The organism is Proteus sp. STS61-E (genome assembly GCF_040932335.1).
Lineage (GTDB): Bacteria > Pseudomonadota > Gammaproteobacteria > Enterobacterales > Enterobacteriaceae > Proteus > Proteus mirabilis_B.
In genome coordinates this window covers 404297-421367 of sequence record NZ_JBFQGE010000001.1, presented here as the reverse complement: position 1 = coordinate 421367, position 17071 = coordinate 404297, and the positions used below count along the sequence as shown (strand labels likewise).

11 protein-coding genes are annotated in these 17071 nt (G+C 39.3%); 8 read left to right on the top strand and 3 right to left on the bottom strand.

Annotated features, from left to right (window positions below):
• The first annotated feature begins 132 nt into the window (after window positions 1-132).
• A complete protein-coding gene (gene mgtE, locus AB4J89_RS01980; protein WP_088495288.1) occupies window positions 133-1596 on the top strand; it encodes a magnesium transporter in 1464 nt (487 codons plus the stop codon).
• A gap of 68 nt (window positions 1597-1664) precedes the next feature.
• Here mgtE and AB4J89_RS01975 read toward each other — a convergent pair whose 3' ends face one another.
• Complete coding sequence (locus AB4J89_RS01975; RefSeq protein ID WP_088495287.1) at window positions 1665-1886, bottom strand: hypothetical protein; 222 nt, start codon at window positions 1884-1886, stop codon at window positions 1665-1667.
• A gap of 772 nt (window positions 1887-2658) precedes the next feature.
• Here AB4J89_RS01975 and AB4J89_RS01970 point away from each other — a divergent pair.
• Window positions 2659-4032 carry an MFS transporter gene (locus AB4J89_RS01970; protein ID WP_088495286.1) on the top strand — a complete coding sequence of 458 codons (1374 nt, stop codon included), beginning with the start codon at window positions 2659-2661 and terminating at the stop codon, window positions 4030-4032.
• 194 nt (window positions 4033-4226) lie between these two features.
• On the top strand, window positions 4227-4664 hold the full coding sequence (locus AB4J89_RS01965) for a hypothetical protein (protein WP_368467906.1): 438 nt from the start codon (window positions 4227-4229) through the stop codon (window positions 4662-4664).
• Between the two features lie 23 nt (window positions 4665-4687).
• Here AB4J89_RS01965 and AB4J89_RS01960 read toward each other — a convergent pair whose 3' ends face one another.
• A complete protein-coding gene (locus AB4J89_RS01960) occupies window positions 4688-5317 on the bottom strand; it encodes a DNA-binding protein (protein WP_088495284.1) in 630 nt (209 codons plus the stop codon).
• Between the two features lie 128 nt (window positions 5318-5445).
• On the bottom strand, window positions 5446-6912 hold the full coding sequence (gene dtpA, locus AB4J89_RS01955) for a dipeptide/tripeptide permease DtpA (RefSeq protein WP_088495283.1): 1467 nt from the start codon (window positions 6910-6912) through the stop codon (window positions 5446-5448).
• 562 nt (window positions 6913-7474) lie between these two features.
• Here dtpA and AB4J89_RS01950 point away from each other — a divergent pair.
• From AB4J89_RS01950 to baeR, 5 genes are read left to right on the top strand one after another with little or no spacing between them, the layout of a single operon-like run.
• Window positions 7475-8710, top strand: a complete 1236-nt coding sequence (locus AB4J89_RS01950) for an MdtA/MuxA family multidrug efflux RND transporter periplasmic adaptor subunit (RefSeq protein WP_311754972.1) — start codon at window positions 7475-7477, stop codon at window positions 8708-8710.
• Window positions 8710-11841 carry an MdtB/MuxB family multidrug efflux RND transporter permease subunit gene (locus tag AB4J89_RS01945; protein ID WP_088495281.1) on the top strand — a complete coding sequence of 1044 codons (3132 nt, stop codon included), beginning with the start codon at window positions 8710-8712 and terminating at the stop codon, window positions 11839-11841. The genes AB4J89_RS01950 and AB4J89_RS01945 overlap by 1 nt, the downstream gene beginning before the upstream one ends.
• Window positions 11838-14921, top strand: coding sequence for a multidrug efflux RND transporter permease subunit MdtC (mdtC, locus tag AB4J89_RS01940; RefSeq protein ID WP_088495280.1), 3084 nt, complete (start codon window positions 11838-11840; stop codon window positions 14919-14921). The genes AB4J89_RS01945 and mdtC overlap by 4 nt, the downstream gene beginning before the upstream one ends.
• Window positions 14918-16294: a two-component system sensor histidine kinase BaeS gene (baeS, locus tag AB4J89_RS01935; protein WP_088495279.1), complete on the top strand. Its 1377-nt coding sequence runs from the start codon at window positions 14918-14920 to the stop codon at window positions 16292-16294. Before mdtC ends, baeS begins: the two co-directional genes overlap by 4 nt.
• A 23-nt stretch (window positions 16295-16317) precedes the next feature.
• Window positions 16318-17025, top strand: coding sequence for a two-component system response regulator BaeR (gene baeR, locus AB4J89_RS01930; RefSeq protein WP_088495278.1), 708 nt, complete (start codon window positions 16318-16320; stop codon window positions 17023-17025).
• Window positions 17026-17071: the final 46 nt, after the last annotated feature.

The following is a 17071-nucleotide window of genomic DNA, read 5'->3' as shown; positions in this document are numbered from 1 at the left end:
ATAATATGAACATCACCAACGCAATATTGTTCAAGATTCATATTTTTTATACGGAGAAGACCGATAATCATCCTAAAATGGAATAATTAGTGTCAATGGTTATCTCCCTCGTAAGAATTAAAAAGGAATAACATGTCTCAAACAGCTATCAACAATGATACTGCGGCTGCCATCAATCCGTATTCACAAAAAGTGGCACACCTGCGTCAGCAAATTTTGAGCATCTTTCTCGAAGATGATCATTTTGTTGAAACCGTTTTAGGTGAAGCAAGTGAAAATGATAGGCTGAGCCACCATGAACTTCATGAAAAAATCACCACTGTTAGAGAATTACTACAAGATCTACACGCGGCAGATATTGCAGATATTCTTGAAGCCCTTCCCTATGACGAACGTCTAGCTCTGTGGCATTTGGTTGATAATAATGAACGTGGTGCTGTTTTAGTCGAAGCTTCTGTCGCCGTTTGGGACAGCTTAATTAAAGATATGACTGACCGTGAGTTATTACGATCGGTCGCCACATTACATGTGGATGAGCAAGCATATATCGCAGAGCACTTACCTCGCGATACGATGCGTCGCCTTCTTACCTATTTAGAACCAAGCCTGCGTAATAGAATAAGAGAAGTTCTTCAATATCCAAAAGACAGTGTCGGTCAGATGATGGATTTTGAGTTCGTCACTGTGCGAGGCAATGTCACGTTAAAAACGGTACAGCGCTATTTACGCCAACGAGGCTCTATTCCTGAAGCAACGGATAAAATTTTCGTTATTGATAATAAAAACCATCTGTTGGGCGAACTTCCATTAACCACCGTTTTAACCCAATCTCCTGATAAGCTTGTCTCTGATGTAATGAAAACAGACACTGTTAGCTTTATGCCAGAAGAAAAAGGTGAAGATGCTGCGGGCGCGTTCGAACGTTATGACTTAATTTCAGCCGCCGTGGTTGATAGTAACGGTCTTCTAATGGGGCGATTAACCGTTGAAGATATCGTTGATAACATGCACGAAGAGAGCGATACCAATATTCGTCGTATGGGTGGTTTGAGCCCTGAAGAAGACGTCTTTGCACCCGTCGGTCAAGCTGTTAAAACACGTTGGACTTGGCTGGCTATCAACTTATGTACTGCTTTCGTTGCCTCTCGTGTTATCGGTGTCTTTGAAGATACCATTTCCCAATTAGTCGCCCTCGCCACATTGATGCCGATTGTTGCGGGTATTGGGGGAAATACAGGTAATCAGACCATCACAATGATTGTTCGCGCATTAGCGCTACACCAAATTCAAACCGGAAGCTTTTCTTTCTTAATTTTAAGAGAGCTTGGTGTTGCCTTTATTAACGGCGTTGTTTGGGGGGGAATAATGGGAATTGTCACTTACCTCCTCTATGGCGACCTTGCTATGGGTGCGGTAATGACAATGGCGATGGTATTAAACCTCTTAATGGCTGCCATGATGGGTGTATTGATCCCAATGACAATGATTAAATTAGGTAAAGATCCTGCAATTGGTTCAAGCGTTATGATAACCGCAATTACAGATACAGGTGGTTTCTTTATCTTCTTAGGTTTAGCAACTATCTTCTTAGTCTAAGAAAAGCCTCAATAACACTAACGCCACTGCTAATAAAATACAGTGGCGTTTTTTATATCGATAAATAATTAAGCCGTTGTTGAAAGGTAATAATAGACAAGCAACAATGCGATAATCAATGAAGTAATAAAAGTCTTTTTAACAGAGGCACTTAGTAAATAGCCGTCATTTTGATTGGTGTTATTAAGCATGGTTTTTAATACCAAACCACCACCTAATGCGACGATAGAAAGTGATGCAAACAGAACAATTGCAGCTAAGAGAACAGCACTCATTGAGATAGAGACCATAAATCCTCCGACATATCAATTGACTTCCTGATGTAATTATAACCAAGAATAGTTTTTTTGATGCCTCTTTTTGTTTTTATTTTTAATTTAACGATAAAACAAAGAAAAACCACATTATGCATAAAAACACAAAAATAAAGTTATCATTGTAAATTTTATTGGGTTTTGATTTCAACAAATAAAGAATTAGTGAAATTTAATTTCAATTGGTGAGAATTTAACATACAGTAGAATATTCTAATAATTCATTTTCTATCAGATCATATCTTTCATTATTAATACTGTTAGCTTTCTTAATTATCTAATAATAACTTTATTTCCGGAAAATAATAAATTAACGCATCTCTTAATTTATTATTTTTACGGTTATTTAAATTAGAATAAATATATTCAGCATTAAACATTTTTTATTTAAAAATACAGAGTTCTTACTTATTTGTAAGTCATTTAATATTTTTATTTTATGTTGGTAATTATTAAAATATCGATATTTAAACAAATGAAATAACAACAACAAAAACAAGATAATCTAAAAACACCCCTGAAAAACAGTACATACTGTTGTTTTAATTTCATCTATTTACATTATTAAGAGCTTCCTGTTATAACTTAAACCATCATCACAACATTATTCTTTCTCGCATAAATAGTCTTTAAATAACCTTTTGCTGTTATTTATTTTCACCCTATTTTATTCGCTAATTTAAAAAGAATTTAATTGTGAACTTATTACTTATTATTTTTATCACGATGATTATTATAGGTTGTTATTATGACATCACAATCACACTCCACTCAGCCGTTGAGTCAACCTACGGCAAGACCATTGAACCGCAACGACTATAAAACGTTGGGTTTATCCTCACTAGGGGGAACTTTGGAGTTCTATGATTTCGTGATCTTCGTGTTCTTTACGAAAACATTGAGCCACTTGTTCTTTCCCGGTGATAACGCCTTTATTGCACAAATGCAGACATTAGGTATTTTCGCAGCCGGTTATCTTGCTCGCCCTCTGGGTGGCATTATTATGGCACACTACGGAGATATTATTGGTCGTAAACGTATGTTTACCTTAAGTATCTTCTTAATGGCGGTACCAACATTAGTTATTGGTTTATTACCAACTTATGCCAGCATTGGTGTTGCAGCACCATTATTGTTGTTATTAATGCGTATTATGCAAGGTGCGGCTATTGGTGGTGAAATGCCGGGTGCTTGGGTATTTATCGCAGAACACACACCAAAACAACGTTATGGATTAGGTGTAGGAACATTAACCTCAGGTATTACTGGCGGTATTTTATTAGGTTCCATCGTTGCGATTATCGTTCAACGTAGCTATACCGGCCAAGAAGTGAATGATTTTGCATGGCGTATTCCCTTTATCTTAGGGGGCGTATTTGGCTTAATCTCTGTTTACTTACGTCGTTTTTTACAAGAAACCCCTATCTTTAAAGAGATGGCGGCGAAAAAAGCGTTAGCACAAGAAATGCCAGTCGTTTCAGTTATTAAGAACCACAAACAAGCGTGTTTAATTACTGCTGCGTTAACATGGTCTTTATCAACGGCTATCGTTGTCACCATTTTAATGACACCGGGCGTTATTGTTGAAGGGATCTATAAAATTGATAGAACAACGTCATTAGAAGCAAACTGTGTTGCAACATTAACGTTAACCTTAGGTTGCATATTCTGGGGTTGGATTGGTGACAAATTAGGAACGCGCGCTTCAATGACATTATCATGGGGTGGTTTGATTGTTACTGCATTCCATTTCTATGGCAGTTTAGATGCCGCGATGACAGGTTTTCAGTTAGCGTTTAACTATGGTTTGATGGGCTTTTTTGTAGGAGCGATTGCAACTACACCGATTGTTAGCACAAGAGCATTTCCACCATCAATTCGTTTTTCTGGCTTGTCTTTTGCTTACAATATGGCTTATGCCTTATTCGGTGGATTAACGCCAATGTTAACAGGTATATGGTTAGAAAAAACCGCAATGGCGGGTGCCTATTATGTCGCTGGCGTATCATTATTAGCTATTGCAGTCGCTTTCTTACCTTTAGCGTATAAAGGTTGGGCGGCAGTAAAACCCACAACAAGAGAGAAAGATGTTGCATTGCAGATTGATAAAGTGATTGGTTAAGCCTTTATCAATGTATAAATATGTTCTATAAGTATCCCCTTATACAATACCGCCCTTAATGAGGGCGGTATTTTTTTGTGTGTTGCAGTTTTTCTGAATTTTATTACTTTTAAATTCAAAGTGTTGAAAAGGATTTTATTGACCTCTACCCTATTCAAACGTTTTATTTTCTTAATAGGGAATATAGAAAACTGATGACATATCAAAATAGAAAAAACTTTATTATTGGTTCCAGTGATTTAAAAAAAGCACAAATATATACACTAAGTACCACACGTAAAACAAAGCTTATCGATATATCAAGACTACAAGGCATACTGCATATCACCGCGGATAAAATGACGGGCAAACATTATAGCTTTACTCAAACTATTGTTGACTGGGCAGCGAATACACCAGAGCTCGATTATGATGGTATAACCTATCCTTCAAGGCACTATTTTGGTATGTGTACTGCTTTTTGGGTGAGGAAAGAGTGCCTAGCTCCTTTAATAGAGTTATCACATTGTTCTATTGATAATTATAGTGATAATAGAAAAGAAAACTTCCCACAGAATTGGCAATATGCTGATATTTCAGGAATTGAGATCATTACAGAAACATTGCAATTTGATATTAATATCGACGAATAAACAGTCCAATACTGGGCTGTTTATTAAATAGCAACATGTTTACCAAAAAGGCTAGCTTGATGAATAATTTCCTGCATTTGCTCACTCATTCGTCCATATTTTTTTAATGCATCTATAACATTAAGATTTTTGTCATCATCAAAAAAATACATGCTTGTTAAAAAAGAAATTTTGGTGATCGAGCTCATATCACCCAGTAAAACTAAGATTTCATCTAAACCATCAATCAGTTGGTTACCGTCAAACTGAAATATGGGTAATCGATACTCGCCTCCTACTTTAACAGCTAATAGCTTATTTGCTTTCAGGCGGTTATTAATTGTCTGACGTTTGACACCTAAAATTTTAGCAGCTTGGCTAGCACGACATGTTCCGCCCAATGCTTTTAATTGCTCTGAAAACTTAATAGCCCCTTCATTTAAACGAGCAATTTGGCGTTGTTCCCTTGGCGATACCTCACTGGCACGCTCCAGTTGTGTTTCAAAAATAAGCCTAGCGAGTTCGTTATCTGTCATTTCTAATGCATTAGTTAAACTTTTTTTCTCTGCCAATGTTTCAACTAACTCTTGAGTTAAATTAGCCATTCTTTTAAGAACAGCCATTCTCTCTATTGATAACGCTTGAGGTGATCTTTTTTGTATTGTGGTATTCATAACGCCCCCTTTACCTTTTTCTGATTATATGATGGGTAAAGTGTAAAAAACAAGTATGATTTACATACAAAAAAGGATGCCTTTTGGCATCCTCTATTTTCTTCAGCTTTCGTTTTTGATGCTACAAATTACTGTATCATTTTACTCAGCATAGGTGCTGTGATCAGCATTAGAACTGCGATAACACCTGTTACAATACCGATTTGTAAGAAGACACTGCTGTAAATTTCTAATGATGCATGAGCACTTTGCACATCTTCAGGTACTGCCATTAAACTTGCAACTTTACCTGCAATAATTGCTGCGGCTGCCGAAGTTAAGAACCAAGCGCCCATGATAAAGCCCATTAAACGCTGTGGTACAAGTTGAGCAACCATTGCAAGACCAAGCCCTGAAATCATTAGCTCACCGATACTTTGGAAACCATAACTTGCTACTAGCCACCATGAAGACACAATACCCGCTTCATTTGCCATGCTAGCACCCAGTGGTAACACTAAGAATGCAGTTGCACTTAAGAACATCCCTACGGTGAACTTATATGGCATTGGCAGTTTATCACCCATAAAGTTATACACAGCCGCTAATAGCGGGCTTGCTAACATGATCCAGAATGGATTAAGTGATTGGAATTGCTCTGGTTCAACGCTGAAACCTAACAGAGAGTGTTCAACGTTATGGATTGCGAAGAAGTTTAAAGACGTTGGCATTTGATCGTAAAGAACAAAGAAAACCACTGCTTCAACCATCAATAAGAATGCAACAATCATCTTGCGACGTGCAGCACCTTTCATCATAAAGGTTTCGCGCGCAAAAATTAGAATGATACCTAATGAGATAATTGCTAAAGACCAACTTGCTACTTCATTATTGTGTAACAGCCAAGTCGATAATGCTGTGAGTGCAACGATACCCACCAGCGTTAATAATAATTTTGAATAATTAAGCGGTTCAAAGTCAGGTTTAGAACCCTTATCTTTGATCCAACCACGACAAACCATAAAGTTTGCTAAGGTGATCAGCATACCTACAACGCTTAATGCAAACGCAACATCCCAACCATAATTAGCGGCTAACCACGGTGTTGCTAACATAGATAAGAACGAACCTACGTTGATAGACATATAGTACATCGTAAATGCACCGTCTAATTGCGGATCGTCTTTCTCATAGCATGTTGCTAATAATGAAGATGGGTTGGCTTTAAATAAACCATTACCTACTGCAATCGTTGCAAGTCCCCAATAAATCACGTCTTTATCGTGATCTGAGAATGCCACCATTGCATAACCAATTGCGAGTACGATTGCCCCAAGAATAATAACCCTTTTAGTACCAAGGATTTTATCCCCAAGCCATCCACCGATAGCAACAAAGCCATAAACTAATGCGGTAAATGCAGCAAAAACAGTGATAGCTTCTGCTTCACCCATGCCCAGCATTTTAACCAAGTAAACGGCCATGATCCCTTGCAGACCGTAATAGCCGAAACGTTCCCATAATTCTATTGAGAAGATGAGATAAAACGCACGAGGCTGTTTAAACGCATTCAGGCTCGGTTTTTGTCCATCATCAGGTGTGTTTGCAGTTGACACTAAAAACCTCTAATTATTCTATTATGCCTTTATATTTAGGCTAATTTTTTACAAAAATTTCTTTATTTAAGACAGAGTTAAAGCTCGGTGAATTTCATACTGGATTGTTATTCTTTGAAAAGAGTTCAACGCAGAGAAAAACAAGGTTGGCATTCTATCACTGGAAAGCATAATTATCTAAGAATTATAACTAACTATTGCGTTTTATCATAGTTACAGGCATTTGTACAAAATAGTTATGCGATTAAAAAAACAGCAAACAAAATAACCCACTGATAATCAATAAATTATTTTCTACTTAATTATCCCTATATAAACAATTAAGCTACGCTACTGCTTACTCCTATTTTGCCAAATTATCCCTTATTGAATAACAACGATAAAATAATGCCAGTAGCAATTTGTTTTAATTGATTAAAATAACGCCAATAAAACACATTCCTTGACTTAATTTCCATATTTCCTCCATTTTTAACTGTGAAGAAACAGGTAGAATGTCACCATTCCAAATTTTCATTTCAGTATTTCTGATTAGCTAGTTGCCAGTGGGATCACAAAAGTAATGAATAAAAACAAAAATGCTAAAAAAAGAGTTTCTCTCATTATCGCTTTAATCGTCGTAATCGCAGGTGGTTACGCCTATTGGCAATTTAATGCAGCAAAAACATCGTCGCCTGAAAATAAAGAGGCTCAAGCAACAAACTCACAAAGTCGAGGTACATCTGGATCTCGTCGCCCGCCTTTACCACCAGTTCAAGTTGCAACATCAATACAAGAAGATGTGCCACAATTTTTATCTGCTTTAGGTACAGTAAAAGCCACAAACAGCGTAACAGTTACTAGCCGCGTTGAAGGTCAACTAATGGCATTACATTTCACGGAAGGACAACACGTTCAGAAAGGTGATTTATTAGCTGAAATTGACTCTCGCCCATTTGAAGTTCAATTAGCTCAAGCTAAAGGACAGCTTGCAAAAGATCAGGCTACATTAGCTAATGCTCGTCTTGACTTAGCGCGTTATCAAAAATTAGCAAAAACCAATTTAGTCTCACAACAAGAGCTAGATAATCAGCAAGCTTTAGTAAAACAGTCTGAAGCGAGCATTCGTATTGATGAAGCCTCTATCAGTAATGCACAACTGCAACTCACTTACAGCAAAATCACAGCACCTATTTCAGGTCAAGTGGGTTTAAAACAAGTTGATATCGGTAATTATATTTCTGGTGGTTCATCTACGCCTATCGTCGTTATCAATCAAATGGACCCTGTTGATGTACTTTTTACATTGCCAGAACAAGATCTAGCGAATGTTATTCAAGCACGTAAAAATAATGCAGATTTACCTGTCACCGCATTAGATAGAAATAATCAATTTGAATTAGCTAAAGGAAAATTATTTAGTGTTGATAACCAAATTGATGCAACAACTGGCACCATTAAATTAAAAGCGCGCTTCCCTCAGCAAGAGACGACGTTATTTCCTAACCAATTTGTCAATGTTCGTCTTTATGTCACCACATTAGAGAAAGCCGTTGTTATTCCAAATGCAGCGCTACAAATGGGTAATGAAGGTCACTTTGTTTGGGTGGTGGATAGCGAAAATAAAGTGAGTAAATTACGTGTTGAAGTTGCCTTACAAAATGCGGAAAAAGTCGTGATAGCTTCCGGTTTATCGGCAGATCAACGTGTTGTCACCGATGGTGTGGATAGATTAACTCAGGGTGCGAAAGTCGATATCGTGACACCAACAGCGCCAAAGACGAAAGAAAATAACCGTGTTGTTGCGGAGAAAGCGTAATGACCGAAAAAACACACGGTACAGGCGGGGGACCATCTCGCTTATTTATTCTGCGCCCTGTTGCAACAACCCTTTTTATGGTCGCCATACTCTTAGCTGGAATTGTCGGCTATCGTATGCTGCCCGTTTCTGCATTACCTGAAGTTGATTATCCGACTATTCAGGTCGTTACTCTCTATCCCGGAGCAAGCCCTGATGTAATGACATCAGCGGTTACGGCTCCACTAGAACGTCAATTTGGACAGATGTCTGGGTTAAAACAGATGTCGTCACAAAGCTCTGGTGGGGCTTCGGTGATCACACTGATGTTCCAATTAACATTACCATTAGATGTTGCAGAGCAAGAGGTACAAGCTGCGATAAATGCGGCGACTAATCTGCTGCCATCCGATTTACCTTATCCACCAATTTACAGCAAAGTAAACCCAGCAGATCCGCCTATTCTAACCTTAGCGGTGACTAGCTCAACATTACCGATGACACAGTTGCAAGATATGGTTGAAACTCGTATCTCGCAAAAGATTTCACAAGTTAATGGTGTCGGTTTAGTGGCATTAGCGGGTGGTCAGCGCCCTGCTGTTAGAGTCAAACTCAATGCACAAGCCGCAGCATCTTACGGTTTAGATAGCGAAAAAATTCGTGTAGCAATTAATAATGCGAACGTTAACTCAGCGAAAGGTAGCCTTGATGGGCCAACTCGCTCTGTGACGTTATCCGCTAATGATCAGATGAAATCATTAGAAGATTACCGCCAATTAATCGTTACTTATAAAAATGGCGCGCCCATTCGTCTATCTGATATTGCAACTATTGAACAAGCACCTGAAAACAATCAGTTAGGTGCATGGGCGAATAATGAGCAGGCGATTATTATTAATGTTCAACGTCAACCCGGCGTTAACGTCATTGATACCACTGATAATATTCGTAATTTATTACCCGATTTAGTCTCTAATTTACCGAAATCAGTGAATGTTGAGATCTTAACTGATAGAACTACAACAATCCGCGCTTCAGTTAAAGATGTACAATTTGAGCTAGGCTTAGCTATCGCCCTTGTGGTGATGGTGATTTATCTCTTTTTACGTAATGGTGTCGCCACCTTAATCCCAAGTATTGCTGTACCACTTTCATTAGTGGGTACGTTTGCCGTAATGTATTTTTGTGGATTCTCTGTCAACAACCTCACCTTAATGGCATTAACCATTGCCACAGGCTTTGTTGTCGATGACGCCATTGTTGTAATTGAAAATATCTCCCGTTATCTCGAACGTGGTGATAAACCGCTAACAGCTGCCTTAAAAGGCGCTGGAGAGATTGGTTTTACCATTATTTCGCTCACCTTCTCTCTGATTGCTGTACTGATCCCACTGTTATTTATGGGTGATATTGTAGGTCGCTTATTTAGAGAGTTTGCAATCACTCTTGCTGTCGCCATTCTAATCTCTGCGGTGGTTTCGCTCACATTAACGCCAATGATGTGTGCTCGATTGCTAAAACCAGAAAATGAAATCAAACACAACCGTTTTGAAATGGCGTGCGAACGTTTCTTTGAAAGAATGATTGCAGTGTATGCAGTTTGGTTAAAACGTGTTTTAAACCACCAATGGATAACCCTTGGCGTGGCACTTAGCACATTGGTGCTGACTGTATTGCTATATATGTTTATTCCTAAAGGCTTCTTCCCATTACAAGATAATGGGCTATTGCAAGGAACCATTGAAACCTCACAATCCATCTCTTATCAAGCAATGGTAGAAAAACAGCAACAGGTCGTTGATAAATTAATTGATGATCCCGCTATTGATAATATTGCTAGTTTTGTGGGCATTGATGGAAGCAACGCAACCTTAAACACTGGCCGCTTGCAAATTACATTGAAGCCTCTTGATCAGCGAGATTCCCGTATTGATGTGATTATTCCTCGTTTACAAGAGCGTATTGCTTCTATTTCAGGAATGACTCTCTATCTGCAACCCACCCAAGATTTAACGATTGATACGCAAGTTTCTCGTACTCAGTATCAATTTACACTACAAGCAACATCATTAGATGAATTGGCTTATTGGGTGCCAAAACTTTCTCAAGCACTAAAAGATAGCCCTGAATTAACTGATATCAGCAGTGATTGGCAAGATAACGGCATGATGGCGTATATCAAAGTGGATAGAGACTCAGCAAGTCGTTTAGGTATTTCAATGAGTGAAATTGATAACGCACTTTATAATGCTTTTGGTCAGCGTTTAATTTCAACTATTTACACTCAAGCCAATCAGTATCGCGTGGTATTAGAACAAGATATTCGTAATGGTGATGGATTACAGGCACTTTCTGCCGTGCATTTAACGGGTAAAGATGGTGCGATGGTACCTTTATTATCTATTGCATCCGTTGAGCAACGCTTAGCGCCACTTTCTATTAATCATCAAGAGCAATTTCCTTCGGCAACCTTCTCATTTAATGTCGCGGAACAATCTTCTCTTGAAGAAGCGGTGAAAGCAGTGAAATTGGCTGAAGAGCAAATTTCGATGCCAAGAGATATCACGACTCAATTCCAAGGTGCGACGTTGGCGTTTGAAAGTGCACTTTCAAGTACTTTGTGGTTAATTATCGCGGCAATCGTCGCAATGTATATTGTATTAGGTGTGCTATATGAGAGCTTTATTCACCCTATTACTATTTTGTCTACACTGCCAACAGCAGGTGTCGGCGCATTATTGGCGTTAATCGCCGCAGGTAATGAGCTTGATATTATTGCGATTATTGGGATCATCTTGCTTATCGGGATCGTAAAGAAAAATGCGATCATGATGATAGACTTTGCCCTTGCTGCCGAACGAGAACAAGGTTTAACGCCTTACGAAGCGATTTACCAAGCGTGTTTATTGCGTTTCCGCCCAATCTTAATGACCACAATGGCAGCCCTTTTAGGTGCTCTACCTTTAATGTTAAGTACGGGTGTAGGGGCAGAATTACGTCAGCCATTAGGGGTTTGTATGGTCGGTGGCTTAATTATGAGCCAGATCTTAACCCTGTTTACGACACCAGTGATTTATCTGTTATTTGACAAATTATCGCTCTACATCAACCGTAATAAACACGTCGAGAATAATAACGGGGCTGTATCATGAAGTTCTTCGCCCTCTTTATTCAACGACCCGTAGCAACTACGTTACTCAGTTTGGCGATTTCGCTATGTGGTGCATTAGGGTTTATGTTGCTCCCTGTTGCTCCATTGCCCCAAGTTGATTATCCGGTTATTAATATTTACGCCTCCTTACCCGGGGCGTCACCAGAAACGATGGCATCTTCTGTGGCAACACCGCTTGAACGCTCTTTAGGGCGAATTGCCGGTATTGATGAAATGACGTCAAGCAGTTCGCTTGGAAGTACTAGCATTACGCTGGTGTTCGATTTAAACAAAGATATCAACACCGCAGCTCGTGATGTACAGGCAGCGTTAAATGCCTCACAAAGTTTGTTGCCTTCAGGTATGCCAAGCCGTCCGCGTTATTATAAATCGAATCCTTCTGATGCTCCGATTATGATCTTAACGCTCACCTCTGATACTCAAAATACAGGGGAGCTTTACGATCTCGCCTCAACACGATTGGCACAGAAAATCTCACAGATTGAAGGTGTGAGTGAAGTTTCGGTTGGTGGAGGATCATTGCCCGCGATACGTGTCGCCCTCAATCCCGATGCGTTATTTAACCAAAATGTCAGTCTTGATGATGTTAGAAAAGCGATTAACCAAGCGAATGTGCGGCGACCTCAAGGCTTTGTCAATAACGATGAAAGTCGTTGGCAGATCCAAACTAATGATGAACTCAGTAAGGCGGCTGAATATCGCCCGGTGATCGTGCATTACAATCAAGATGCCGTTGTACGTTTAAGTGATGTGGCACAAGTTACCGACTCCGTACAAAACTCGCGAGCCGCAGGAATGAGCGGCGGCGAACCTGCAATTTTGCTGGTTATTCGTCGTGAAGCGGGTGCCAATATCATTGAAACTGTAAATCGTATTCGTGATGAGCTTCCAGAATTACGTGAGCTTATTCCTGCAAGCGTTGACTTAAAAGTCGCACAAGATAGAACACCAACTATTCGCGCATCATTAGCAGAAGTTGAACGTGCGTTAGCCATTGCTGTGGCACTGGTCATTTTAGTTGTATTCTTATTTTTACGCTCAGGTCGCGCCACGCTGATCCCTGCGGTTGCTGTACCTGTTTCATTAATTGGTACCTTTTCAGCCATGTACCTTTGTGGCTTTAGTTTAAACAACCTTTCATTGATGGCATTAACTGTAGCGACAGGCTTTGTAGTTGATGATGCCATTGTGGTGCTTGAAAATATTTCTCGTCATATTGAGAATGGTTTAAAACCTAAAGAAGCCGCCTTGAAAGGGGTTGGTGAAGTCGGTTTTACTGTCCTTTCGATGAGTATTTCTCTTGTTGCCGTTTTTATTCCATTACTGTTAATGGATGGTCTTGTTGGGCGATTATTTAAAGAATTTGCCATCACCCTAACAACGGCCATTGCTATCTCGCTATTTGTTTCTCTGACGCTAACCCCTATGATGTGTGCGCATTTACTGAAAGGGATGAAACCCAAAGCACAGTCACATTTACGTGGTTTTGGTAAGTTACTTTTTCGCGCTCAGCAAGGTTACAGTGTCACATTGCAAGCTGCATTGCGCCATCGACGCTGGGTTATGGCCATTTTTCTCGCTACTTTGGGTTTAAATGCTTATTTATACATCAGTGCGCCAAAAACATTTTTCCCCGATCAAGATACGGGTCGTTTGATGGGATTTGTGCGTGCAGACCAGAGTATTTCATTCCAATCGATGAAAGAAAAAATGACCCGTTTTATGCAAGAAATTAATGCAGATAAAGACGTCGATAGCGTAACAGGCTTTACAGGTGGAGGCCGTATTAATAGTGGATTTATGTTTATTTCGCTCAATCCACTGTCAGAGCGTACCGATAGCGCAAATCAAGTGATTAACCGCCTACGGACAAAATTAGCTAATGAACCCGGTGCCAACCTCTTTTTAATGCCCGTGCAAGATGTTAGGGCTGGTGGACGCCAAGCGAATGCCAGTTATCAATTTACATTATTAGCGGATGATTTAAGCGAGTTGCGTAAATGGGAGCCGATTGTCCGTAAAGCTTTAGGCGAACTACCCCAGCTTGTCGATGTTAACTCTGATAAAGAAGATAAAGGTGCTGAAATGGCACTGACTTACGATCGCGATACTATGTCGCAATTAGGTATTAACGTCAGTGATGCCAATAATTTGCTGAACAATGCTTTTGGTCAACGTCAGATCTCTACCATTTATGCGCCGTTAAATCAGTATAAAGTCGTGATGGAAGTCTCTGAGCAATATACACAAGATGTCTCTGCGTTAGATAAAATGTATGTGGTCAATAATCAAGGTGAGCGCATTCCATTATCTGCATTTGCAAGTTGGTATCCGGCAAATGCGCCATTAAGTGTTAATCACCAAGGATTATCTGCATCTTCAACTATTGCCTTTAATATTCCTGAAGGCTATACATTAGCTGATGCAATTGATTCTATTGAACGCACAATGACAGAGTTAGGTGTGCCTAATACCGTCAGAGGTACTTTTGCAGGTACAGCACAGATTTTCCAAGAAACCATCAAATCACAGCTTATTCTTATCTTAGCGGCGATTGTAACGGTCTATTTGGTATTAGGTGTGCTATATGAAAGCTATATTCATCCGCTGACCATTTTATCTACCCTACCTTCTGCGGGTGTAGGCGCTTTATTAGCATTACAGCTTTTTAATACGCCTTTTAGTCTAATTGCACTTATTGGCATTATGTTGCTGATTGGTATTGTGAAGAAAAACGCCATTATCATGGTGGATTTTGCAATTACTGCTCAACGTGAAGGCAAATTGTCGGCTAAAGAGGCCATTATTCAGGCTAGTCTACTGCGTTTTCGTCCTATTATTATGACAACGCTTGCCGCATTATTTGGGGCATTACCATTAATGTTAGGTAGTGGAGATGGTGCCGAGTTAAGACAACCTTTAGGAATAACAATTGTAGGTGGTTTATTAATGAGCCAACTACTAACCCTTTATACAACCCCTGTTATTTATCTATTTTTTGATGGATTGCGTGAACGTTGGCAACAACGACGTATCAGCAAAAAAGAGGCAAATGCATGAAATTGAGAAGCAAGCTGTTCTTAGTGGTTTTCGCTACTTGTATGGTGGTTGTTCTCGCCATGCATATTGGTATCCGTGGTAGCTTCCAGCAAGGATTCATTGGTTATATCAAGAAAAACAGTGAACAGCGTGCAACTCTTTTGGCAGAAGCCTTAACTGAACAATACGCTTTAACAGGAGATTGGCGTTTTCTCAATAGAGATGATCGTTCTCTTTATCAAATATTACGAAGTATTGACCAAATAAGCCAAAGTAGTGAAGGTCCTCCTCCTAGAGGGTGGCGGACACAGTTTTGGATCGTTGATAAAGATATGAAACGCTTATTTGGACATGACAATCAATTTCCCGCAGAGACATTTAAAAAACCCATTACTTCTCACGATGAAATTGTTGGATGGGTGATTGTCAGTGCGGCAGATAAAATCAGTAGTGAAGCTGATATTAGTTTTGATAAACAACAACTACTTACCAGTTGGATAATTGCAGGTTTAACGGTTCTTTTTGCTTTATTCATCACTCTTATTCTTTCTCGCAATATGATACGCCCTGTTAAACGACTTGTTGAGGCGACACATAAATTAGCGGCCGGTGATTTTTCTGTACGAGTAACGCCTACAAGTAAAGATGAAATCAGTCAACTCGCTATCGACTTTAATCAACTTGCCAGCACACTAGAAAAAAATGAGCAAATTCGTCGCGATTATATGGCTGATATCTCACATGAATTGCGAACCCCTCTTGCCATTTTAAAAGGTGAGCTTGAAGCGTTACAAGATGGTGTCAGAAAACCCACAACAGAAACGTTAAACTCCCTTTTATTTGAAGTTACAAATCTGACAAAACTGGTTAATGATCTCCACCAGCTTTCATTATCAGATAGAGGCTCTTTAACTTATCGTAAAGATTTTATTGATATTAATGAGGTGATTTTGTTGGCTGTCGCTTCTTATCGCCACACATATCAAACTAAAGATATTACGCTACTCACCGAGTTAGATGATTTATCGCCACTCATTGTACAAGCCGATCCTGATAGGTTGATCCAGCTTTTCCATAATCTGCTAGAGAATAGCGTGCGCTATACTTATTCGGGTGGTCAATTACATATCAGCACCCATAAAGGGCAAAACCATGTTCTTATTACATTAGAAGATAGTGCTCCGGGGCTTGATAGTGCTCAATATGAAGTTGTTTTCCAACGTTTTTATCGTGCAGAAAACTCACGAAATCGTGCAAGTGGTGGTTCAGGTTTAGGTCTTGCGATTTGCGAAAATATCGTTGAAGCTCATAATGGTAAAATAAGTGCTATGCCTTCCTCTTTAGGTGGCATGAAAATCCTTATAGAATTACCCGCATATTCTGATGATCTTTAAGCCTATAACCATTGAGCCAATAAATGACAGTATCTGAATCGCCCTATTCAATCCTAATTGTTGAAGACGAACCTAAACTTGCCCAATTGCTTATTGATTACCTTCAAGCATCTGGCTATCAAACTCATTGGTTAGCGGATGGCGCTGAAGTGAGCCATTGTGTAAAACAGCAACATTACGATTTAATCTTGTTAGATCTCATGTTGCCAGTTAAAGATGGCATTACGGTCTGTAAAGAGTTACGTCAGTTTTCAGATATTCCCATCATTATGGTGACAGCTAAAACAGAAGAAGTTGATAGATTACTTGGGCTTGAGATTGGTGCTGATGATTATATTTGCAAACCCTACAGTCCAAGAGAAGTGGTAGCCCGAGTCAAAACCTTATTGCGTCGTTTTTATCGACCACAAGATATTGTTCAAAGCGATAAATTAGTCGTTATTGATGAGCAGGCTTATCAAATCCAATACAACAATAAAATTCTCGATTTAACGACTGCGGAATTTCGTTTGCTAAAAGCCTTAGCCACGCAACCCGGCAAAATATTAACCCGTGATCAGTTAATGGATCACCTTTATGATGACTACCGCATTGTCACGGATAGAACCATTGATAGTCATATTAAAAATTTACGACGCAAACTTGAGCAACTTAACGATCAAATTGAATTTATTCGCTCAATTTATGGTCAAGGTTATCGTTGGGAAACCCAAGCTTACCGTTTTCGATGATATTTTTTCAGGAATACATTGAACCTCGCTACACTTAAGCGCTAGA